The following is a 20,871-nucleotide window of genomic DNA, read 5'->3' as shown; positions in this document are numbered from 1 at the left end:
TCACAACGCGATCCAGGTGGTCTTGAGGCCCGTGTACTTGTCCAGGGCGTGCAGTGACAGATCGCGGCCGAACCCGGATTGTTTGAACCCGCCGAACGGTGTCTGGGCGCTCAGCGCGTCGACGGTGTTGACCGACACCGTGCCGGCCCGCAGCGCCGCCGAGACGGTGTGGGCTCGACGCAGGTCGGTGGTCCACACCGAGGCGGCCAGCCCGTACTCGGTGTCGTTCGCCATCCGGATGGCGTCGTCCTGATCGTCGAACGTCTGCACGGCGAGCACCGGGCCGAACACCTCATCGGTGACCAGTTCGGCGGCCGGGCCGAGGCCGGTGACGACGGTCGGGGTGATGAAACAGCCGCCGTCGACCCGCTGCCCGCCGACCCGCACCTGCCCATCGGCGCGTGCCCGTTCGACGAACCCGAGTACATGTTGGGTGTGGGCCTCGTCCACGATGGCGCCCTGTGCCGCCGCCGGGTCAAGGGGATTGCCCGGCCGCATCTCGGCGGCGCGCGCGACCAGGTCCGAGACGAACCGGTCGGCAATCGAGTTCTGCACCAGCAGACGCGAATTCGACGAGCACACCGCGCCCTGGTTGTAGAACGCGCCGAAGAGCGCCTTGTCGACCGCCTGCTCGAGATCGGCGTCCTCGAACACGAGGTTCGGGCTCTTGCCGCCGCACTCCAGCCACACCTGTTTGAGGTTCGAATCGGCGGCGTAGCGCAGGAATTGCTTGCCGGTGGCGGTGGACCCGGTGAAGGCCAGCACGTCGACGTCGGGATGCCGGCCCAGCGCGGAACCCGCGGACCGGCCGAAGCCGGGCACGACGTTGAACACCCCGCGGGGCAGGCCGGCCTGGGCGGCCAGCTCGGCCAGTCGCAGTGATGACAGCGGGGCGCGTTCGGACGGTTTGAGCACCACAGAGTTCCCGGCTGCCAGGGCCGGGGCCACTTTCCACACCGCCAGGTCGAGGGGGAAGTTCCACGGCGTCACCGCGCCCACCACACCGAGCGGCTCACGGGTGACCAGCGCCAGGTTGCCGGGCTCGGTGGGTGCGATCTCGCCGTTGATCTTGTCGATCGCCTCGCCGTAATAAGCGAAAAGCCCTGCGGCCGAGGGAACGTCGACGGTGTAGGCCTCGGCGACCAGTTTGCCCATGTCCATCGAGTCCAGCAGCGCCAGTTCGACACTGTGCTCTTCGATCAGCTGCGCCAGTCGCAGCAGCACCCGTTTGCGCTCGCTGATCGAGCTGCGCGACCAGTCGCCGTCGTCGAAGGCCCGGCGGGCGCTGGACACGGCGCGGTCGACATCGACTTCCTGCGCCGACGCCACCGCGGCGATGACGTCCCCCGTCGCCGGATTGATCGAGTCGAAGGTGGCGCCGGACTGCGCGGGCCCGAACTCGCCGTCGATGAAGATGCCGTCGCGCGGGCGCAGGTCGGCGGCATGGCGAGTCCAGTCCGCCAGCGTCGCGGGGTGAGCATCGGCAATGGTCGTCACGTGTTCTCCTTGAGCAGACCGAACGGTGGACACAGGTGTCGAGTCCACCCTGCAACGCCGCTGTGCATCTGTACAGCCGGGGTTTCCGAACCCTAGTATCGATTTTCCAAATGCGAGAGGTTTGCGATGTCCGACTACACCTTGCGCCAGCTCGAGTACTTCGTCGCCGTGGCCGAGGCCGGTAGCGTCACCCGCGCCGCGGCATCGGTACACCTGTCCCAGTCGGCCATGTCGGCCGCCCTGGCCGACCTCGAAAACGCGTTGTCGGTACAACTTCTCGTGCGCCACCACGCGCGTGGCATCAGCCTGACGCCGGCGGGCAAGGAACTGCTCGTCGCCAGCCGCCAACTCCTGGCGTCGGCGGCCGACCTGCGCGCCGTGGCGCAGGGGCTGGGTACTTCGCTCAGTGGCACCCTGTCCATCGGGTGCTTCCAAGTCGTCGCCCCGTATCTGCTGCCCGAACTGCTCGCCGCGGTGGCCGAGAAGCTGCCCCGGCTGCATCTGCACACCACCGAAGTCGATCTCGCCGATCTCGCCGAGGGGGTCGCCAACGGGACCTTCGAACTCGGCATCGGATATGACCTGGTGGACGATCCGCGGTTGAAGCGCTGGCCGCTGTTCACGCTGCCGCCCTACGTGCTGCTGTCCGGGGAGCATCGCCTGGCGACAAGAGACAGTATCGATCTGGCCGAACTCGCCGACGAACCCATGGTGCTGTTGGACCTGCCGCACAGCCGCGACTATTTCCAGAGCGTGTTCACCGCCGCCGGTGTCACGCCCAACATCCGGTTCCGGTCCACCACGGTCGAGACGTGCCGGGCGCTGGTCGGCCGCGGTCTGGCCTACTGCGTGCTCAACCTGCGCGCGGCGGTGCCGACGGCCCTCGACGGCCATCCCGTCGCCGCGGTGCCGATCAGCGGTGACCCGCCCAGCCTCACCGTGATCCTGCTGGACGCCGTCGCCGCCCGGCCCACCCGGCGCGCCGGCGTCGTCGCCGAGTTGTGCCGCACGTTGTTCGCCAATCCCCCGGGAGCCTGACGCCTCCGACGTGCGAGGATCGTTTTCTCCGATGCCATACATCGGATCTATGCGCTGTACAGATGTAGTCGTCGCGCTGAACCATGGAAGACGCGTGCAAGGTAGTCGATTCCGTGGAGGTCAAGTTGTCGAGCCAAGAGGTCGAGGTTCTCGTCGTCGGGGCGGGTCAGGCGGGGATCGCGATGAGCGAACACCTCGGGGCTCATGGCGTGCCACATCTGGTCGTCGAGCGCGACCGCATCGCCGAACGCTGGCGGTCGTGGCGTTGGGATTCGTTGGTGGCCAACGGCCCCGCCTGGCATGACCGGTTCCCCGGCCTGGAATTCGACGTCCCGCCGGACGCGTTTGCCGGCAAGGAACAGGTCGCCGACTACTTGGTCGCCTACGCCGGCAAGATCGACGCACCCATCCGTACCGGTGTGCAGGTGAAATCGGTTCGTAAGGCGGAGGGGCGTAACGGGTTTCACGTCGAAACCTCCGACGGCAGCATCCACGCCCAATTCGTGGTGGCCGCCACCGGCGCCTTCCAGAAACCGGTCATCCCACCCGTCGTGCCCGAAACCGCCGGGGTGCACCAGATTCACTCCAGCGGCTACCACAACCCCCAGCAGTTGCCCGACGGTGCGGTCCTGGTGATCGGGGCCGGGTCGTCCGGGGTCCAGATCGCCGACGAGCTCCGGCAGTCCGGCCGCCAGGTCTATCTCGCGGTCGGCCCGCACGATCGCCCGCCCCGCCGGTACCGCGGTCGCGACTTCTGTTGGTGGCTGGGCGTTCTGGGCAAATGGGATATGGCCGCCCCGCCGCGCGGCGCCGAGCACGTGACCATCGCCGTCAGCGGCGCGCACGGCGGGCACACCGTCGACTTCCGCGATCTCGCCGGCACCGGTATCACCCTGCTGGGTATGGCGGGTCCGTACCGGGACGGTGTGATGACCTTCGCCGCGGACCTGCGCGAGAACATCGAACGTGGCGACGCCAACTATCTTTCGATGCTCGACGAGGCCGACGCCTACATCGCCCGCAACGGGCTGGACCTGCCCGAGGAACCCGAGGCCCGGGTTTTCGGGCCGGACCCGGAATGCATGACCGACCCGATCGGCTCCCTGGACCTCGCAGCCGCCGGAATCACGTCCATCGTCTGGGCCGTCGGCTTCGCCTTCGACTACGGCTGGCTGCACGTCGACGCCTTCGACGAGCACGGCCGACCACGCCACCAACGCGGCGTGTCCACCGAACCCGGCATCTACTTTCTGGGACTGCCATGGCAGTCGCGGCGCGGATCGAGCTTCATCTGGGGTGTCTGGCACGACGCCAAATACCTGGCCGACCAGATCATGATCCAGCGCGGCTATCTGGCCTACCCGGCGACGGCGCTCGCCGATCGCTGACGGCCCAACGTGATCGAGAAAGGACTCCCGACGATGACCGACGCCACCCCGGCCGGGGCGACCCACCGCAGGATCCGGCCGTTCAACACCAAGGACACCTACCCGGAGCAGAACCTGGACAACGACCTCTGCCAAGCCGTGGTCGCAGGCGGAGTGGTCTATCTGCGCGGGCAGATCGGACAAGATCTGGACACCCGCGCGTCGGTGGGCATCGGCGATGTCGAGGCGCAGACCGAGAAGGCGATGGCCAACATCGCCATGCTGCTCGACGAAGCCGGCAGCAGCCTCGCCGACATCGTGAAAGTGACCGTTTATCTGGTCGACATCAGGTACCGGGAAACGGTGTACCGCGTGATGGGCCGCTGGCTCAAGGGCGTCTATCCGGTGTCGACCGGACTGGTCGTCGACGCGCTGGCCCGGCCCGAATGGCTGGTGGAGATCGACGCCACCGCCGTGCTCAGCCAGGGCCGGTCGTGACTTTCTCGCTGGTGGTCCGCGACGGGTCGGCATTCGGCATGGTGGTGTGCTCCTCCAGTCCCGCCGTCGCGTCGCGCTGCGTGCACCTGCGCGCGGGCGTGGGTGCGGTGGCAAGCCAGAACGTGACCAACCCGAGGCTGGGCACCGCGGCGCTGGACGCCCTGGCGGGTGGGGCGGATGCGCGTGCGGCGCTGGACGCGACCATCGCGGCCGAGCCGCACGCCGACTACCGCCAACTCGTCGTCGTCGACGGCGTCGGCCGCACCGCAATCCACACCGGCGCCAAGGCACTGGGCATCCGGCACGAGGTCAGCACCGACAACGCCGCCGCCGCAGGCAACATGCTGGCCGATCCGGCCGTCGTCACCGCGCTCATCGAGCGGTACCAGACCTCGACCGCCCCCACCACCGAACAACGCCTGCTCGACGGGCTGGCCGCCGCGCTGGCCGCCGGTGGCGAGGCCGGCCCGGTGCACTCGGCGGGCCTTCAGGTGGTCGACGACGTGCCATGGCCGGTAACGGATCTGCGCGTCGACTGGCACGATGACCCGATCGCCGAACTGCACCGGTTGTGGGCCGTCTGGGAGCCGCAAAAAGCCGACTACCGCACCCGCGGCCTGGACCCCACGGCCGCGCCGTCCTATGGGGTGCCGGGCGACTTATGAGCACCGCCTTGGAAGACGCCGTCCGCTCCGCGGGTGAGCGGACACACGACCGGATGCTCGCGCTGTCCCATGACCTGCACGCCCATCCCGAAATCGCCTGGGAGGAGGTGCGTTCCTGCGCTCGGGTTGCCGGCGAACTGGCTGACGCCGGCTTCGATGTGCAGCCCCGCTTCACCGGCTTGGACACCGCCTTCCTGGCCCGCCGCGGCAGCGGGCCGCTGCACCTGGCCCTGTGCGCCGAGTACGACGCGTTGCCCGGCCTGGGGCATGCCTGCGGGCACAACATCATCGCCGCCATCTCGACCGGTGCCGCGCTGGCGCTGGCGCCGTACGTCGACGATCTCGGGATCACCTTGTCGGTGCTGGGCACCCCGGCCGAGGAAGGCGGTGGCGGGAAGATCGAGATGCTCGATCGCGGCGGTTTCGCCGGAATCCACGCCGCGGCGATGGTGCATCCGGGCCCGGTGGATGTCGCGCGCGCCGAACCGTACGCCGTGTCGCACAGCCATATTCGCTACGACGGCAAAGCCGCACACGCCGCGGCCTACCCGGACCGGGGCATCAACGCCGCCGACGCGTTCACCCTTGCCCAGGTCGCCATCGGGTTGCTGCGCCAACAGTTGCCGAACGACGTGCGGGTGCACGGTGTGATGACGAACGGGGGAGAGGCGCCCAACGCCATTCCGCAACGCACCGAGGGTCGCTGGTATGTCCGCGCTGGATCACTGGCCGAACTGGCCGACCTGGAGCGGCGCGTCATCCGTTGCTTCGAGGCCGGTGCTCTGGCCACCTGTTGTGAGCTGACCGTGACCCCGGAAAGCAAGCCGTACGCGGAATTTCGCACCGATGAGGCGCTGCTGGACCGCTATACGCGCCGTGCCGAACAACTCGGCAGGCGGTTCAGCTCGGGCTCGGACTCGCTGATGAACCGGGCGTCGACCGATATGGGCAATGTGTCCCAACGTATCTCGGCCATCCACCCGTACATCGGCATCGACTCGCTGCCTGCGGTCAACCATCAGCCGGAGTTCGCGGCCGCCGCGATCACCCCGGCCGCGGACCGTGCCATCATCGACGGTGTCCACGCGCTGGCGCTCACCCTGCTCGACGCGGCGTCGGATGCGGGGATCCGGCAACGGTTGCTCGCCGAGGCCGACGGGGGTCAATCGTGACGACCGGCGATACGCGCGTCGAGCATGACCTGCTCGGGGATTATGACGTCCCCGACGCCGCCTACTACGGCGTGCACACCGCCCGCGCGCTGGAGAACTTTCCCATCACCGGTACGCCGATCTCGCGGTATCCGGAGCTCATCGTCGCGCTGGCATGCGTGAAACTGGCTGCCGCCCAGGCCAATCAACGGCTCGGGCTGCTCGGCGCCGAGCGGGCCGACGCCATCGTCGCCGCATGTACCGAGATCAAATCCGGCAAGCTGCACGATCAGTTCGTCGTCGACGTCATCCAGGGCGGGGCAGGCACGTCGACCAATATGAACGCCAACGAGGTGATCGCCAACCGAGCGCTGGAACTGCTGGGCCGGCGACGCGGTGACTACCGGCACCTGCACCCCCTGGAGCACGTCAATCTGGGGCAGAGCACCAACGACGTATACCCGACCGCACTCAAGGTCGCGCTCCAATTCGCCGTACACCGACTGCAACTGGCGATGGCCGAGCTGGTATCGGCGTTCGCCGACAAGGCCGTGGAGTTCGGCGGGCACCTCAAGATGGGGCGCACTCAGCTGCAGGACGCGGTGCCGATGACGCTGGGCCAGGAATTCGGCAGCTACGCCGTCATGGTCGGTGAGGACGGTGATCGACTGGGCGAAGCCGTCCGGCTGATCTCTGAGATCAATCTCGGCGGCACCGCGATCGGCACCGGTCTCAACGCGCATCCTGGCTACGCCGAGGCGGTATGTGCAGAACTGTGTGCCATCACCGAACTGCCGCTGGTGACGGCGTCGAATCTGGTCGAGGCCACGCAGGATGTCGGTTCCTTCGTCCAGCTGTCGGGTGTGCTGAAGCGCACCGCCGTCAAACTGTCCAAGATCTGCAACGACTTACGCCTACTGTCGTCGGGCCCGAGGGCCGGGCTCGGCGAGATCAACCTGCCGCCGGTACAGGCCGGCTCGAGCATCATGCCGGGCAAGGTCAACCCGGTGATACCGGAAGTGGTCAATCAGGTCGCGTTCGAGGTGATCGGCAACGACATCGCGGTCAGCATGGCCGCCGAGGGGGGCCAGTTGCAGCTCAACGCCTTCGAACCGATCATCGCGCACAGCCTGTTCGAATCGCTGGCCCATCTGACCGCCGCGTGCGACACCCTCAGGAGCCGGTGCGTCGTGGGCATCACGGCCAATGCCGCCCGGATGCGCGCCACGGTCGACCATTCCATCGGACTGGTCACCGCGCTCAACCCGTATATCGGGTACGAGGCGGCGACCCGGCTGGCGGCCGACGCCTTGAACTCCGACTCCGACATCGCGTCGCTGGTGCTGGACCGCGGGCTGCTCACGGCATCGCAACTGGAGACCATCCTGGAGCCTGCCAACCTGACCCGGCCCTGGCAGGTGGCGGGTTCGGGCTAGCTCCCGTACAGGTGCAGGGCGCGGCCCGCCAACGTCGCGACATCGCCGCTGAGCCGCACGATCGGCGGGCCACCGCGTTGGTGGATGACATTGGCGAGCACGGCGACATAGGTGTCCGACCCCGGGTCGATCCACAGCGACACCCCGGTGAAACCGGTATGCCCGAAACTGCCGATGGGGAAGACGATGCCGCGCGGCTTGGACAGTTCGGTGTCGATGTCCCACCCGAACCCGCGCAGATCTTGTCCGGCGATGGCGGGGTAGTTCGGGGCGAGGAGGGGATCGGTTCGCTCGGGCGACTTTTCGAGAGCTTGCCGTTCGGCGGTGCGGGCCGCCTCGACTTGGCCCGGGGAATGGCCGGGCTGTTGCGGTGAGGTCATCAGTTCCAGCGTGGCCCGGCTCAGTGGGAAGGTGCTCGGCCGGCCGGCCAGCCGGTCGAGCAGGGCTTGGGCGTAGGTGCCGATGTCGGCGGCGGTCGAGAACACGCCGGCGCTGCCCGCCACCCCGCCCATGCGGCGTGCCGTCGGGTCGTGCACGGTGCCGCGCAGCAGGTGATCGAAGTCGGGGTTGAGGCCCGGGGTGTCGTCATCGTGTGCGGTCGGGGCGATGCGGCCGAGCAGATCGGTGCGCCACGCACCGGGTGGACAGAGGCTTGGGGTAGCAGCTATCGGGTCGAAAAGGATGGCCGTTCCGCGCATCTGGTGCGGTCCGCAGGCCTTGGCCGCCGGCAGGTAGCGGGTGTCGGTCAACCCCAACGGCGCGAACACGTGGTCCTGGACATAGGCGTCCAGCGGTTCACCGGTCAGCTTCTCCACGAGCGCGCCGATGATCAGGAAGTTGATATCGGAATAGTGGAATCCCTCCCCGGGGCCGAACTCCAGCGGTGCGGTCAGGGCCCGGCGGATACCCTCGGCGTTGTCCGGCGCTGTCAACCCCCACGGACCTTGCCGGCTCAGATCACCGCCGGTGCCCGAGGTGTGGGTGAGCAGCATGCGCAGCGTCACCCGCGCACGGCGCGGATCGTTGTCGGAATTGAACTCCGGCAGGTACACCTGCACCGGATCGTCGATGCGTACCAAGCCCTTCTCGTATAGCTGCAGCAGCGCAACGGTGGTCGCCAGCGGTTTGGTCAGCGACGCCAGATCGAAGATGGTGTCGGCGGTCATCGGCTCGCCGGGTGCCGGGGTGCCGTCCAGTCCGGGTTCGTCGGGCAGCCTGCGCCACCCGAAGGCCTGCCGGAAGACGACCGTGCCGGCGTGCCCGATCTGCAGTACCGCACCCGGCATCCGGTGTGCGGTGACGGCGTCGTTGACCACGCGGATGACGGACGCGAACGGGCCGGCGGGTACCACGGTCGGTGCCGCGACGGTCGGGACCGGTGGATCCGGCCGTTGCCCGGGATGGCCGCAGGCGGCCAGCGTGAGCGCGAGCACGACAGTGGCGCAAAGGCGGGCGGCGCGACCGGTCACCGGAACGACCGTAGCTGAACACACCACGCCTACAGTTCAGGCATGCCCGTCGAGACCGCCGACTTGGTGACGTCCTACGCCGGACCCTTCAACGCGGCGATCCTGCGCGGGCACGCGGTCACGTCACCGCTGGGTCTGTGGTTGCTGCTGGCGCTGGCGGGACCGGCCACCTCGGGCGCCACCCGCAGCGAAGTGGAGGCCGTTTTGGGCACGTCGGTCGAGGATGCCGCGGCACGCGCCGCCGAACTGCTCGGCGAACCACATCCCGCGGTGACGGCGCTGGTGGCGGTCTGGGACCGCAACCTGGGTCAGGCGTTCGACGCGTGGGCGCGCACCCTGCCCGACGTCGTTGCGCGCGGCCCGATACCCAGCCAGGCTGAGGCCAACGCGTGGGCGCAGACGCATTCGCGCGGCCTGATCGACGAATTCCCGCTTCGCATAGACCGTTTGACCAGAATGCTGCTGGCGTCCGCGCTCGCCACCGATATCTCATGGCGAACGCCGCTGGACACCACCGAAGAGCTGGGCGGCGAATTCGGCGCGCTCATCAGCCGCGGCTTGACGATCCGGCACGGTACGCAGGCGGTCGTGGACACCGATGCGGCGGGCCTGGTCGCCGTCACCGCCCCGCACACCAGGTCGGCGCTGGACGTCCTCAGCGTCATCGCGGCCCCCGGCGTGGCGCCGGCGGACGTGCACGCCGCCGCTCATCAGGTGGCGGCGCTGCTACGCGGCGACGACCGGGCGGCACGCCGGATACCCGACGAAGACCTCGTCGCCGGTCACGCCTGGACGGTGACCGAACACCGCGAACCGCGCAACGGCGGTCCGTCGGTGCAGACCGAATGGCGAAGTCATGTGCCCGCGTGGTCGGCGAGCAGCACCCACGACCTCAAGGACGCCCCGGGTGTGGCGCCGATCGTCAGCGCGCTGACCGGTTTTCTCGCCGAAGGCGACCTGCCCGCGACGTTCGGTGCGGCGCAGACCGCCGTCGCCTCCTACACGATCTCGGGATTCAAGGCCGCCGCGGTGACGGCCATCGGCCTGGTGGCCGCCGGGATGCCGACGTTGCACGAGGTGCTGGTGAAGCGAATCGAGATGCGGTTCAACCGTCCGTACGCAGTGCTGGCCTGCGCCGCGCGCGACGAGGGGCCACCCGCTTGGCGTGGGGTGCCGGTGTTCAGCGCATGGGTGGAGCGACCCGACGAGACGGCGGCGACGGCCGTCGGAGCGCCGCGACCTGTTCCCGTCCGGACGAACTGACCGGGTCAGCCGAAAACCCCACAGATTTGCAGAATCAGCAGAACGGCCGCCGCGACGGCGAGCAGCACGAACACCGCCAGCGGAATCATCGACGTGATCGCGGCGACCGATATCCGTGACCGGGGAGCCGGGTGCGGATTGTTCGATTGGGTTTCCTGACCGGCATCGGGCGGCGTGTCGCCGGGCTCCGTCCCGCCGCCGGGCAACAGGCCTGGTGTCGACGACGGTTCGGGGTCGGGCGGCAGGCCCGCCTTGGGGTGTCTGTCGGTGGCCATGACGCCCGGTTACCCATGTGCCGGGCGGCCAAACGGCGGGCCGGAGAACTCGCGCTGCAGTGCCCGGGGCTCGCTGGCATGATCGCCGGATGTATCACGTCCTGCCGGCCACCCCGACGACGGTGCACTGGGGGTATTTCGACCCCGCGCTCGATCCGGTGCTCACGGTTGACTCGGGTGACCTGGTGGCCGTGGAGGCGCTCACCCATCACGCCGGTGACGCCCCGGATCTGTTGATGGACAACGGGATCCGTGCCGTTTTCGACCAGGTCGCCGACCGTGGGCCCGGTCCGCACCTGCTGACCGGCCCGATCGCGGTCACCGGAGCCCGCCCGGGTGACGTGCTGCAGGTCGACATCCTGGAAGCCACGCCGCGGCTGCCGTACGGCTCGAATCTGGCCGCGCACTGGGGCTATCTGTACGACCTCACCGCCGCCGAGCGGGTCACGATCTACGAACTGGATGTCGCCGCGCTGCGCGGACGGGCGTTGTTCGGTTACGACTGGACCACCACGGCACTGGCCGACCAACCAGGAACCGTCGTCGAACCGGCGAGCGTCGCGCGCCAACCCGCGCTGTCCGGTGTCACCGTCCCGCTGCGCCCACATTTCGGCACCATGGGGGTGGCGCCGGCCGCTGCCGGCCGGGTGTCCTCGGTGCCGCCCGGCGATCACGGCGGAAACATCGACAACTGGCGGATCGGCGCGGGCGGCCGGATGTATTACCCCGTCCACACCGCCGGTGCCCTACTGTCGATCGGTGACCCACATGTTTCTCAGGGCGACGGAGAGATCAGCGGTACGGCGTTGGAGGCATCGTTGAACGGGCTGCTGCGCCTCACGGTGCGCCGCGATCTGCCGTTCACGGTTCCGGTGCTGGAGACGGCGACCGAGTGGCTGGTGCACGGTTTCGGCGATGACCTCGACGACGCGATGCGGGCGGCGGCGGTCCGCACCCTCGACCTCTTGCAGCGGCTCTACGGGCTGTCCCGCGCCGACGCCTACTCGTTCATGTCGGTGGCGGTGGACTTCACGGTGACGCAGGTCGTCGATCAGCGTCAGGGTGTGCACGCGCGGATAGACAAGCGCTGCTTTCCCGGCGAGTGGGGGACCGCGGCGTGAGCTCGTCGAGCGGTATCAGGTCCTTCACCTTCACCCCGGCCGACGGCGTGCCGCCGTCGGTGGCCCCGTTCGTGCATGCCACCGCGGCCGCCGAGACGCTCTACGTGACCGGGCAGATGCCCACCGATACCAGCGGATCGGTGGTGAGCCAGGACATCGCGGCCCAGACCGACCAGGTGCTGACGAATCTGCTGCGGGTCACCGAACTGTGCGGTGGCGGCCTGGCCGACGTGGTCTCGGTGCGCGCCTATCTCACCGACTGGTCCGAGTACGCGGCGTTCAACACCGCGTATGCCGCGTGGTTTCCCGACCGGCTGCCCTCGCGGACCTGCGTCGGTGTGACGGGTTTGGCGGTGGGCGCACGGGTCGAGATCGACTGGGTGTGTTGGCGAAGCGGCGGTTGGGGTTCGCCCTAGGATCGGGGGGTGGCACTGGATTCCGTCGCGGTGCGCCGCTGGTTCGACGACTACCTGGAGGTCTTCGCGACGGCGGTGCGTGGCGAGCGGGAGCTGTCGGAGCTGCTGCACCGGTACGCGGTGCCCCTGCTGATCACCACCGATGACGGAGTGGTGACCCTGACCACGGCAGACCAGGTGGCCGGCGTGATCCAGGGGCAGGTCGACGGTCTGCGCGCGCAGCGCTACCAGCACAGCTCGTTGCTCAACGGTGAAGTGATCGTGCTCAACGCATCCTCGGCGCTGTATCGCGGGGCGTTCGTGCGGCACGATATCGACGGCGCCGAACTGGGCCGCGTTGCGGTGACGTATCTGGTAGCAGACGGCTCCGACGGTGTGCAGATCGCGGTGCTCGCCTCGCACGGCGACTGAGGCCGTTATCCACAGTGCCGGATTCATCCACAGGTGAGGGCCCGCAAGTGCTAGAGCGCCGAAATCTGTTGGCGGCGTTGCCTACCGTCGGGGCATGGACACCGAATCTCCGGCGCAACGGCTGACCCGGCGCATCGGGGCGGCGCCCGACGCCGGCTCGACAGAGGCGCCTACGCCCGCACCGCAGGAAGAGGCGGACACCTCGCTGTCGCGGTGGCTGCCCGAGCATCCGCCCGGCTCCGGGGACTGGATCGCCGCGCTGCGTGCCGATCCGGGCCGCGCGGGTGTCATCGCCCTGGTCGCGGTGGGGGTGCTGGCCGTCCTGGTCACCGTGTTCACCCTGATGCGCGACCGCACCCCACCGGTCGCCTCCGCGAATCTGCCGTCGGTGCAGATGGTTTCGTCCGCGACGCCGACTCAGCCGGCAGCCGATGGGCCGGTGGTGGTCAGCGTGGTCGGCCTGGTGCACAAACCGGGACTGGTCACCCTGACCTCCGGTGCCCGGATCGCCGATGCCCTCGAGGCTGCCGGTGGCGCGCTGGACGGAGCCGACCTGGTCGGATTGAACATGGCCCGCCGGATCGCCGACGGAGAACAGATCATCGTCGGCATCACCGCCGCGCCGGGCGCGCCGTCGCCGATGGGCAGTTCCGTCACCTCGAATACCGTTGCGGCGCCGGCCCGGCCGGATACCGCGCCGGGCGGTGCGAAGGCCGGGGCGGCCGTGGACCTCAACACCGCCACCACCGAGGACCTCGATGCGCTGCCGGGTGTGGGGCCGGTGACAGCGGCAGCCATCATCGCCTGGCGAGAGGCCCACGGGCGGTTCGGCAGCGTCGACCAACTGGGTGAGGTCGACGGCATCGGGCCGGCACGTCTGGAGAAACTGCGCAATCTGGTCCATGTGTGAGCAGCGAACGGTCACCGCTGGACCTGCGGTTGGTACCGGCCGCCCTGACCAGCTGGGCGGTGACGGCCGCCGGGATTGTCTGGCCCGTGGGAGGAGTGTCGGCCGCCGCCGTGGCGGTCCTGCTGGCCGTCCTGCTGCACCGGTTCACCGGCCGGATGGCCGCCCGCGAACCGGACCGGCCGATCTTCGGGATGACGGCAGTGGCGGCCGTGACGTTGGTCGCGGCGGCCTTCACCGTATCGATCGCTTTGCGGTCCAACGAGGTTCGGCACCACCCGATCACCGCACGCACCGGGACGACGGTGGCCGTCACCGTGATACCCGCGGAGACGCCGCGGGTCCTGGCCGGCGGACGGTTGCTGTTCCGGGCCGGGTTACACGAACTGGCCGGCGCCCCGGCGGACGGCGCGGTGACGGTGTTCGCCCCGGCTTGGCGCGGCGGCGAGGTGGACGCGGGCCGCCCGACCACCTTCCGCGCCCGGGTGGGTAGGCCCACTCGCGCGGATCTGACCGTCGCGGTGCTCACCGCAGTGGGGGAGCCGACCGTCGGCCGCACACCCCCCGTGCCGCGGCTGGCCGGCCACATCCGGTCGGCATTCGCGGCGACGGCGCGGCTGGTGCTACCGGTCGACCAGGCGGCGATGCTGCCGGCACTGGTGCTGGGGGACACCTCGATGGTGCCTGCTCCGACCGCGTCCGATTTCCGCACGGCGGGGCTGACACATCTCACCGCGGTGTCGGGCGCCAACGTCACGATCGTGTGCGGGACCGCGTTACTCAGCGCCGCGTTGATCGGCCCGAGGTTGGCCGCGGGGCTGGCGATGGTGGTGCTGGTCGCCTTCGTCATCGTGGTGGAGCCCTCGGCCAGTGTGCTGCGCGCCGCGGTGATGGGCGGGATCGGGCTGTTGGCCCTGGTATCGCATCGGCGCAGGCAGGCCATCCCGGTGCTGGCGTCCAGCGTCATCGCGCTCATGGTCGGTGCGCCGCAACTCGCCGTCGACGTCGGTTTCGCGCTCTCGGTGGTGGCCACCGCCGCACTGGTGCTGATCGCTCCGGTCTGGATGCAGCGCCTGACCGATCGCGGCTGGCCCCGCCCGCTGGCCGCCGCGGTCAGTGTGGCGCTGGCCGCCCACTTGGTGACCGCTCCCTTGGTCGCCGGTATCACCGGCCGGTTCAGCGTGCTGTCGGTGCTGGCCAATCTGATGGTCGCCGCCGTCATTCCACCGATCACCGTGATCGGGACGGCCGCGGCGGTGCTGGCGCCCTGGTGGCCCGCCGGTGCCGGGTTGCTCATCCGTTTCACCGGCCCGGAACTGTGGTGGCTGTTGCAGGTGGCCCACCGTGTCGCCGCGGTGCCGGGGTCCACCGTGACGGTGCCTTCGGGACCGCTCGGTGTGGTGGTGGTTGCCGCCGGGGGACTCGGCCTGGTGGTGGGCTGGCGCCTGCGCTGGGTGCGGCTGGTGGCGGCCGCCGGTGGGGTCGGACTGTTGGCGTGGACCGTTTCCGGGGTTGTCGGGTCGGCGTGAAACGATCGTGGGGTGAGCGACGGACTGCACCTGGTGCTCGGTGACGAGGAACTGCTCGTGGAGCGCGCTGTCGCGGAGGTGTTGCGCGGCGCCCGCAAACGCGCCGGCAGCACCGACGTGCCGGTGGATAGGCTGCGCGCCGGTGAGGTGAGCACCAGTGAGCTCGCCGAGTTGCTCAGCCCGTCGTTGTTCGCCGAGGAGCGGGTGGTGGTGCTGGAAGCGGCCGCCGAAGCCGGCAAGGACGCGGTGACGCTCATCGTGACGGCGGCCGGCGACCTGCCGCCCGGAACCATGCTGGTGGTCGTGCACTCCGGCGGCGGGCGTGCCAAGGCCATGGCCGACCAACTCAAAAAGCTTGGTGCCCAGGTGCATCCGTGCGCCAAGATCACCAAGGCCGCAGAGCGTGTCGATTTCGTCCGGCACGAATTCCGGGCACTGAAAGCCAAGGTCGACGACGACACGGTGGCCGCGATCATCGACGCCATCGGATCGGACCTACGCGAACTGTCGGCCGCCTGCTCACAGCTGGTGGCCGACACCGACGGTCAGATCAACGTGGCCGCGGTGCGCAGGTACCACAGCGGCAAGGCCGAGGTGAAGGGGTTCGACATCGCCGACAAGGCGGTGCTCGGCGACGTCTCCGGCGCGGCCGAGGCGTTGCGCTGGGCCATGCTCAGCGGCGAACCGCACGTCGTGCTTGCCGACGCACTGGCCGAGGCGGTGCACACCATCGCGCGGGTCGGCCCGTTGTCCGGTGACCCGTATCGGCTCGCCGGCGAACTGGGGATGCCGCCGTGGCGGGTGCAGAAAGCGCAGAAGCAGTCGCGGCGCTGGTCGCGGGATCGGGTGGCGCAGGCCATGCGGGTGGTGGCGGCGCTCAACGCTGACGTCAAGGGCGCCGCAGCGGACGCGGACTACGCACTGGAACGCGCGGTGCGCCGGGTGGCCGAACTTGCGTCCGACCGCTGAGGCCGGAGACGACGAAACGCGCGCGGGCCGGTGGGCCACACGCGCGTGTCAGTCGAGTTCGAGAAGAACCGTCAGATCTTGTTGACGGCCAGCGCCAGGGCGGACTTCTTGTTCGCGGCCTGGTTCTTGTGGATCACGCCCTTGCTGGCGGCCTTGTCCAGCTTGCGGTTGGTGGCGACGAGCAGCTCGCCGGCCTTGTCCTTGTCGCCGGACTCGATGGCCTCGCGCAGCCCGCGGACAGCCGTGCGCAGCGACGACTTGACGGACTGGTTGCGCAGACGACGGCGCTCGTTGGTCTTGATGCGCTTTTCCTGCGACTTGATGTTGGCCACGCGTGTAAATCCTTCTTCAACGTCGGTTGGTGTACGAAGTCTGTTTGCCCGGCGCAGTGTTGTGGCTGGGCAGCGGTTGTTCAGGTTACCAGCGGATGGCCGGATCTCCCAAAGTGAGAGCGTCTGGCCTGCCGAAACTGCACATGTGGTGCAGCATTGACAACCGTGAGCCTACGAACAGTGCCCAACGAATCGACGCGGACGTCGCGCAATTCAACCGCTGCGTCGAAACGCCAGGTCGGGATCTTCGACGGCTACAACGGCCGGGGTGGCTATGCCGAGGCGTTCGACGAGATGTTCGACGCACAGGGCAACGTGCGCGGCCCGTATAAGGGAATCTTCGCCGAACTGGCACCCTCGGACGCCTCGGAACTGGAGGCCCGTACCGAGGCGCTCGGCAGGGCGTTCATCGACCAGGGCATCACCTTCTCGCTGTCCGGTCAGGAAAGGCCCTTCCCGCTGGACCTGGTGCCCCGGGTGATCTCGGCTGCCGAGTGGTCGCGGCTGGAGAAGGGCATCACTCAGCGGGTCAAGGCCCTGGAGATGTACCTCGACGACATCTACGGCGACCAGGAGATCCTGCGTGACGGGGTGATCCCGCGCCGGCTCATCACCTCCTGTGAGCACTTCCACCGCGAGGCCGTGGGCATCAACCCGCCGAACGGGGTGCGTATCCACGTGGCCGGTATCGACCTGGTGCGCGACGGGCAGGGCACGTTCCGGGTGCTCGAGGACAACCTGCGCTCCCCGTCGGGGGTCTCCTACGTCATGGAGAACCGCCGCACGATGGCCCGGGTGTTCCCCAACCTGTTCGCCACGCACCGAGTGCGCGCCGTGGGCGACTACTCGTCGCATCTGCTGCGTGCCCTGCGGAAGGCCGCCGCGTCCAACGAGGCCGACCCGACGGTGGTGGTGCTCACTCCCGGTGTGTACAACTCGGCGTACTTCGAGCATTCGCTGCTCGCCCGGCAGATGGGGGTCGAACTCGTCGAGGGCCGCGATCTGTTCTGCCGCGACAACACCGTCTACATGCGCACCACCGAGGGCGAGCGACAGGTCGACGTGATCTACCGCCGCATCGACGACGACTTCCTGGACCCCATGCAGTTCAAGCCGGACTCGGTACTGGGCGTGGCCGGCATCCTCAACGCCGCCCGGGCCGGCAACGTCGTGATCTCCAGCGCCGTCGGCAACGGGGTCGGCGACGACAAGCTGGTCTACACCTACGTGCCGACCATCATCGAGTACTACCTAGGCGAGAAGCCGCTGGTGGCCAATGTCGACACGTTCCGGTGCTGGCTGGACGACGAGCGTGAGGAGGTGCTCGACCGGGTCGACGAATTGGTGATCAAACCGGTCGAGGGGTCCGGCGGGTACGGCATCGTGTTCGGCCCGGATGCCTCGCCCAAGGAACTCGCCACGATCTCCAAGAAGATCCGCGCCGACCCGCGCGGCTGGATCGCCCAGCCGGTGGTGCAGCTGTCGACCGTGCCGACGCGCATCGGCGACAAACTGGTGCCCCGCCACGTCGACCTGCGCCCTTTCGCCGTCAACGACGGTGATGACGTGTGGGTGCTGCCGGGCGGCCTGACCCGGGTGGCGTTGCCGGAGGGATCACTGGTGGTGAACTCCAGTCAGGGCGGTGGCTCCAAGGACACGTGGGTGCTGGCGTCGCGCACCTCGGCCGCCGATCGCGAACTGGCCGCCGCCGAGCTGGTGAAGGTGCCGCCCCCGAAAGCCGCACGATCGAGCAAGGCCGCCAAACCGGAGCGAGCATCCGAGCCGAATTCGCAACAGCAGCAGCAACAAAACCAGGCGGTGATGCGCTGATGCTGGCCCGCAACGCCGAGTCGCTGTACTGGATCGGCCGCTACGTCGAGCGTGCCGACGACACCGCCCGCATCCTCGACGTCACGGTGCACCAGCTGCTGGAGGACTCCAGCGTCGACCCCGACCAGGAATCGCGAACCCTGTTGCGGGTGTTGGGAATCGAGCCACCCAAGCATGCGCTGGACGTGTGGTCGTTGACCGATCTGGTGGCTTTCAGCCGGGACACCCAGGGCGGGTGTTCGATCGTGGATTCGATCTCGGCGGCCCGGGAGAACGCCCGCGGTGCCCGTGAGGTCACCTCGACCGAGATGTGGGAGTGCCTCAACACGACCTACAACGCGCTGGCCGAACGGGAGCGCGCCGCCAAACGGCTTGGCCCACACGAGTTCCTGGCCTATGTCGAGGCCCGCGCGGCGATGTTCGCCGGCCTGGCGGATTCGACGCTGTCGCGCGATGACGGTTACCGGTTCCTGTTGCTCGGCCGGGCCATTGAACGCGTCGACATGACCGTGCGGCTGCTGCTGTCCCGGGTCGGGGACAGCGCGTCGTCGCCGGCCTGGGTGACGGTGCTGCGTTCGGCCGGTGCCCACGACACCTACCTGCGCACCTACCGCGGTGTGCTGGACGCCGGCCGGGTGGTCGAGTTCATGCTGCTGGATCGGTTGTTCCCGCGGTCGGTGTTCTATTCGTTGCGGCTGGCCGAGCACAGCCTCGACGAGCTGCTCAACCGCCCGCACAACCGGGTCGGTTCGACGGTCGAAGCCCAGCGCCTGCTGGGCCGCGCTCGCAGTGAACTGGAATTCCTGCGACCCGGTGTGCTGCTGGAGTCGCTGGAGGAGCATCTGGCCGGTCTGCAGAAGACCTGCGGTGAGGTGGGTGAGGCGCTGGCGTTGCAGTTCTTCCACTCCGCGCCGTGGGTGGCGTGGACCGACGCGGGGCGCAACGGCGCCGTGGTGATCGAAGAGGGGGAAGTCTAAATGTGGCGGATGCGGGTGGTGCACGCGACGGGTTATGCCTACAAGTCGCCGGTCACCGCGTCGTTCAACGAGGCGCGGCTGACGCCACGGTCGGATTCCCGGCAGAACGTCATCCTCAACCGGGTCGAGACCACCCCGGCCACCCGGTCGTACCGGTATGTCGACTACTGGGGCACGGCCGTCACCTCCTTCGACCTGCACGCGCCGCACACCGAGTTGGAGGTGATCTCCTCCTCGGTGGTCGAGACCGAGCCCGATGAGCTGCCCGCCGAGAAGGTCACCTGGGACGAGTTGGGCACCGAGGCCGTGATCGACCGGTTCGACGAGGTGCTCGGCCCGACCGGGTACACACCGGCCAGCAAGCGGGTGCAGCGGGTCGGCCAGCGCATCGCCAAGGAGTACGACCCGCAGGACGCGGTGATCGCCGCGGCGAATTGGGCGCACAGCGAATTGGATTACGTGCCGGGCACCACCGGTGTGCACTCCTCGGGCCTGGATGCGCTGCGAGAAGGCAAGGGTGTGTGCCAGGACTTCGCGCACCTGACGCTGATCTTGCTGCGCAGTATGGGTATTCCGGCGCGTTATGTGTCCGGCTATCTGCACCCCAAGCGCAAGGCCGTCGTGGGGGACACCATCGACGGGCAGAGCCACGCCTGGATACAGGCCTGGACCGGCGGGTGGTGGAACTACGATCCCACCAACGACAACACCATCAACGAGCAGTACGTCACGGTAGGGGTGGGCCGCGACTACGCCGATGTGACGCCGCTGAAAGGCATCTACTCCGGTGAAGGCTCGACCGACCTCGACGTGGTGGTGGAGATCACCCGGCTGGCGTGATGCCCGAGGCGCACACACCGGGATGCACCTCGACCCGGTGCAGGTCGTCGCCCAGTTCGATCTGACGGTCGAAATGGGCTGCAGCCCTTGATCTCCACTCCTCTTCCTGGCCGTGGACCAGGGCGGGGACGTAGTGGGTGAGGATCAGGATGCCCACCCCTGCGCGGGCGGCGGTATCGGCCGCCTGCTCGACCGACGAGTGGTAATCGCAGATGTCGCGGAAGCGCTGCACCGGTAGCTGTTGCACCAGGTCGGTGCGGATGACGGTGTGTACCAGCGCGCCGGCCCCGGCCGCCAGGGCGTCCAGGCCGGCGCACGGCACCGTGTCACCGGCTAGCACCACCGACGCACCGTCGTGCTCGATCCGGAACCCGATGGTCGGTGCCACCGGCCGGTGATCGGTGGGGCCCACGACGATTCGTACCCCGTCGTGCTCCCAGACCTGTCCCTCGGTGTGCTCGTGTACCTGCACCGCGGGCGGTCCGGTGATATCGGCGTGGTGGGCGATCCGGTAGCCGATGTCGTGCGCGAACGCCTTCAGCGTGGCATCCACCACCTCGGCGGTGCCCGGTGGCCCGATGATCTGCAGTGGCGCCGGGTCCGGGCTGAAGGTGCCGATCCAGCGGGAGATGATCACATCGCCGAGGTCGGCGATGTGATCGCTGTGCAGGTGGGTGATCAGCAGGGCACTCAGCGCTGCGGCACTCGATCCCGCGGCGGTCAGTCGTTGCAGGACACCGCGTCCGCAGTCCACCAGAAAGGTCTGGGTACCGGCCCGCACCAACGTCGACGGGCCGGCGCGGTCGGGGTCGGGAATCGGGCTGCCGGTCCCGAGCAGGGTTACCTCGATCATGGCCTCTACCTAACTCCATAACCGCCG

The 20,871-nt window shown here is 68.8% G+C and carries 21 protein-coding genes; 16 read left to right on the top strand and 5 right to left on the bottom strand.

What is annotated here, in order from left to right:
* A complete protein-coding gene (locus SBI67_RS16815) occupies positions 1-1,488 on the bottom strand; it encodes an aldehyde dehydrogenase (RefSeq protein WP_413232525.1) in 1,488 nt (495 codons plus the stop codon).
* A 135-nt stretch (positions 1,489-1,623) separates the two neighbouring features.
* On the opposite strand from SBI67_RS16815, the gene SBI67_RS16810 reads away from it, so the two are divergent.
* From SBI67_RS16810 to SBI67_RS16785, 6 genes are all read left to right on the top strand, one after another.
* A complete protein-coding gene (locus SBI67_RS16810) occupies positions 1,624-2,535 on the top strand; it encodes a LysR family transcriptional regulator (RefSeq protein WP_318981643.1) in 912 nt (303 codons plus the stop codon).
* A 125-nt stretch (positions 2,536-2,660) separates the two neighbouring features.
* A complete protein-coding gene (locus SBI67_RS16805; RefSeq protein ID WP_318981967.1) occupies positions 2,661-3,923 on the top strand; it encodes a flavin-containing monooxygenase in 1,263 nt (420 codons plus the stop codon).
* A 33-nt stretch (positions 3,924-3,956) separates the two neighbouring features.
* Entirely contained in the window at positions 3,957-4,400 is a 444-nt protein-coding gene (locus tag SBI67_RS16800) for a RidA family protein (RefSeq protein ID WP_318981642.1), read from the top strand.
* Positions 4,397-5,065, top strand: a complete 669-nt coding sequence (locus SBI67_RS16795; RefSeq protein ID WP_318981641.1) for a DUF1028 domain-containing protein — start codon at positions 4,397-4,399, stop codon at positions 5,063-5,065. Before SBI67_RS16800 ends, SBI67_RS16795 begins: the two co-directional genes overlap by 4 nt.
* On the top strand, positions 5,062-6,237 hold the full coding sequence (locus SBI67_RS16790; protein WP_318981640.1) for a M20 family metallopeptidase: 1,176 nt from the start codon (positions 5,062-5,064) through the stop codon (positions 6,235-6,237). The genes SBI67_RS16795 and SBI67_RS16790 overlap by 4 nt, the downstream gene beginning before the upstream one ends.
* On the top strand, positions 6,234-7,652 hold the full coding sequence (locus SBI67_RS16785) for an aspartate ammonia-lyase (protein WP_318981639.1): 1,419 nt from the start codon (positions 6,234-6,236) through the stop codon (positions 7,650-7,652). The genes SBI67_RS16790 and SBI67_RS16785 overlap by 4 nt, the downstream gene beginning before the upstream one ends.
* On the opposite strand, the gene SBI67_RS16780 is transcribed toward SBI67_RS16785, so the two are convergent.
* Positions 7,649-9,121, bottom strand: a complete 1,473-nt coding sequence (locus SBI67_RS16780; protein WP_413232505.1) for a serine hydrolase domain-containing protein — start codon at positions 9,119-9,121, stop codon at positions 7,649-7,651. The genes SBI67_RS16785 and SBI67_RS16780 overlap by 4 nt on opposite strands.
* Positions 9,122-9,163: 42 nt before the next feature.
* Here SBI67_RS16780 and SBI67_RS16775 point away from each other — a divergent pair, with 42 nt between their 5' ends.
* Positions 9,164-10,384 (top strand): hypothetical protein, encoded by a 1,221-nt coding sequence (locus SBI67_RS16775; protein WP_318981638.1) that lies wholly within the window; start codon positions 9,164-9,166, stop codon positions 10,382-10,384.
* A 5-nt stretch (positions 10,385-10,389) separates the two neighbouring features.
* On the opposite strand, the gene SBI67_RS16770 is transcribed toward SBI67_RS16775, so the two are convergent.
* Complete coding sequence (locus tag SBI67_RS16770; protein ID WP_318981637.1) at positions 10,390-10,659, bottom strand: DUF6480 family protein; 270 nt, start codon at positions 10,657-10,659, stop codon at positions 10,390-10,392.
* A gap of 89 nt (positions 10,660-10,748) precedes the next feature.
* Between SBI67_RS16770 and SBI67_RS16765 the strand changes: the two genes are divergently transcribed.
* From SBI67_RS16765 to holA, 6 genes are all read left to right on the top strand, one after another.
* Positions 10,749-11,780 (top strand): acetamidase/formamidase family protein, encoded by a 1,032-nt coding sequence (locus SBI67_RS16765; RefSeq protein ID WP_318981636.1) that lies wholly within the window; start codon positions 10,749-10,751, stop codon positions 11,778-11,780.
* Positions 11,777-12,196 carry a RidA family protein gene (locus tag SBI67_RS16760; RefSeq protein ID WP_266046092.1) on the top strand — a complete coding sequence of 140 codons (420 nt, stop codon included), beginning with the start codon at positions 11,777-11,779 and terminating at the stop codon, positions 12,194-12,196. Before SBI67_RS16765 ends, SBI67_RS16760 begins: the two co-directional genes overlap by 4 nt.
* A gap of 9 nt (positions 12,197-12,205) precedes the next feature.
* Positions 12,206-12,607, top strand: coding sequence for a DUF6841 family protein (locus tag SBI67_RS16755; RefSeq protein ID WP_318981635.1), 402 nt, complete (start codon positions 12,206-12,208; stop codon positions 12,605-12,607).
* A gap of 94 nt (positions 12,608-12,701) precedes the next feature.
* Complete coding sequence (locus tag SBI67_RS16750) at positions 12,702-13,517, top strand: ComEA family DNA-binding protein (RefSeq protein WP_318981634.1); 816 nt, start codon at positions 12,702-12,704, stop codon at positions 13,515-13,517.
* Positions 13,514-15,043 carry a ComEC/Rec2 family competence protein gene (locus SBI67_RS16745; RefSeq protein ID WP_318981633.1) on the top strand — a complete coding sequence of 510 codons (1,530 nt, stop codon included), beginning with the start codon at positions 13,514-13,516 and terminating at the stop codon, positions 15,041-15,043. The genes SBI67_RS16750 and SBI67_RS16745 overlap by 4 nt, the downstream gene beginning before the upstream one ends.
* A gap of 12 nt (positions 15,044-15,055) precedes the next feature.
* Positions 15,056-16,012, top strand: a complete 957-nt coding sequence (gene holA, locus SBI67_RS16740; protein ID WP_318981632.1) for a DNA polymerase III subunit delta — start codon at positions 15,056-15,058, stop codon at positions 16,010-16,012.
* 71 nt (positions 16,013-16,083) lie between these two features.
* Here holA and rpsT read toward each other — a convergent pair whose 3' ends face one another.
* Positions 16,084-16,344 (bottom strand): 30S ribosomal protein S20, encoded by a 261-nt coding sequence (gene rpsT / locus SBI67_RS16735; protein ID WP_318981631.1) that lies wholly within the window; start codon positions 16,342-16,344, stop codon positions 16,084-16,086.
* Positions 16,345-16,509: 165 nt separating this feature from the next.
* Between rpsT and SBI67_RS16730 the strand changes: the two genes are divergently transcribed.
* From SBI67_RS16730 to SBI67_RS16720, 3 genes are read left to right on the top strand one after another with little or no spacing between them, the layout of a single operon-like run.
* The gene (locus SBI67_RS16730; protein WP_413232504.1) at positions 16,510-18,174 is read left to right on the top strand and encodes a circularly permuted type 2 ATP-grasp protein; all 1,665 of its coding nucleotides are present in this window, start codon (positions 16,510-16,512) and stop codon (positions 18,172-18,174) included.
* Positions 18,174-19,151 carry an alpha-E domain-containing protein gene (locus SBI67_RS16725; protein ID WP_318981630.1) on the top strand — a complete coding sequence of 326 codons (978 nt, stop codon included), beginning with the start codon at positions 18,174-18,176 and terminating at the stop codon, positions 19,149-19,151. The genes SBI67_RS16730 and SBI67_RS16725 overlap by 1 nt, the downstream gene beginning before the upstream one ends.
* Positions 19,152-19,991, top strand: a complete 840-nt coding sequence (locus SBI67_RS16720; RefSeq protein WP_318981629.1) for a transglutaminase family protein — start codon at positions 19,152-19,154, stop codon at positions 19,989-19,991.
* On the opposite strand, the gene SBI67_RS16715 is transcribed toward SBI67_RS16720, so the two are convergent.
* Positions 19,975-20,844, bottom strand: coding sequence for a ribonuclease Z (locus SBI67_RS16715; protein WP_318981628.1), 870 nt, complete (start codon positions 20,842-20,844; stop codon positions 19,975-19,977). The genes SBI67_RS16720 and SBI67_RS16715 overlap by 17 nt on opposite strands.
* Between the last annotated feature and the right edge of the window lie 27 nt (positions 20,845-20,871).

Source organism: Mycolicibacterium chengduense (assembly GCF_033741155.1).
Lineage (GTDB): Bacteria > Actinomycetota > Actinomycetes > Mycobacteriales > Mycobacteriaceae > Mycobacterium.
Note: the sequence above shows the minus strand (reverse complement) of the source record. Positions and strands in the feature narration are given on the sequence as shown.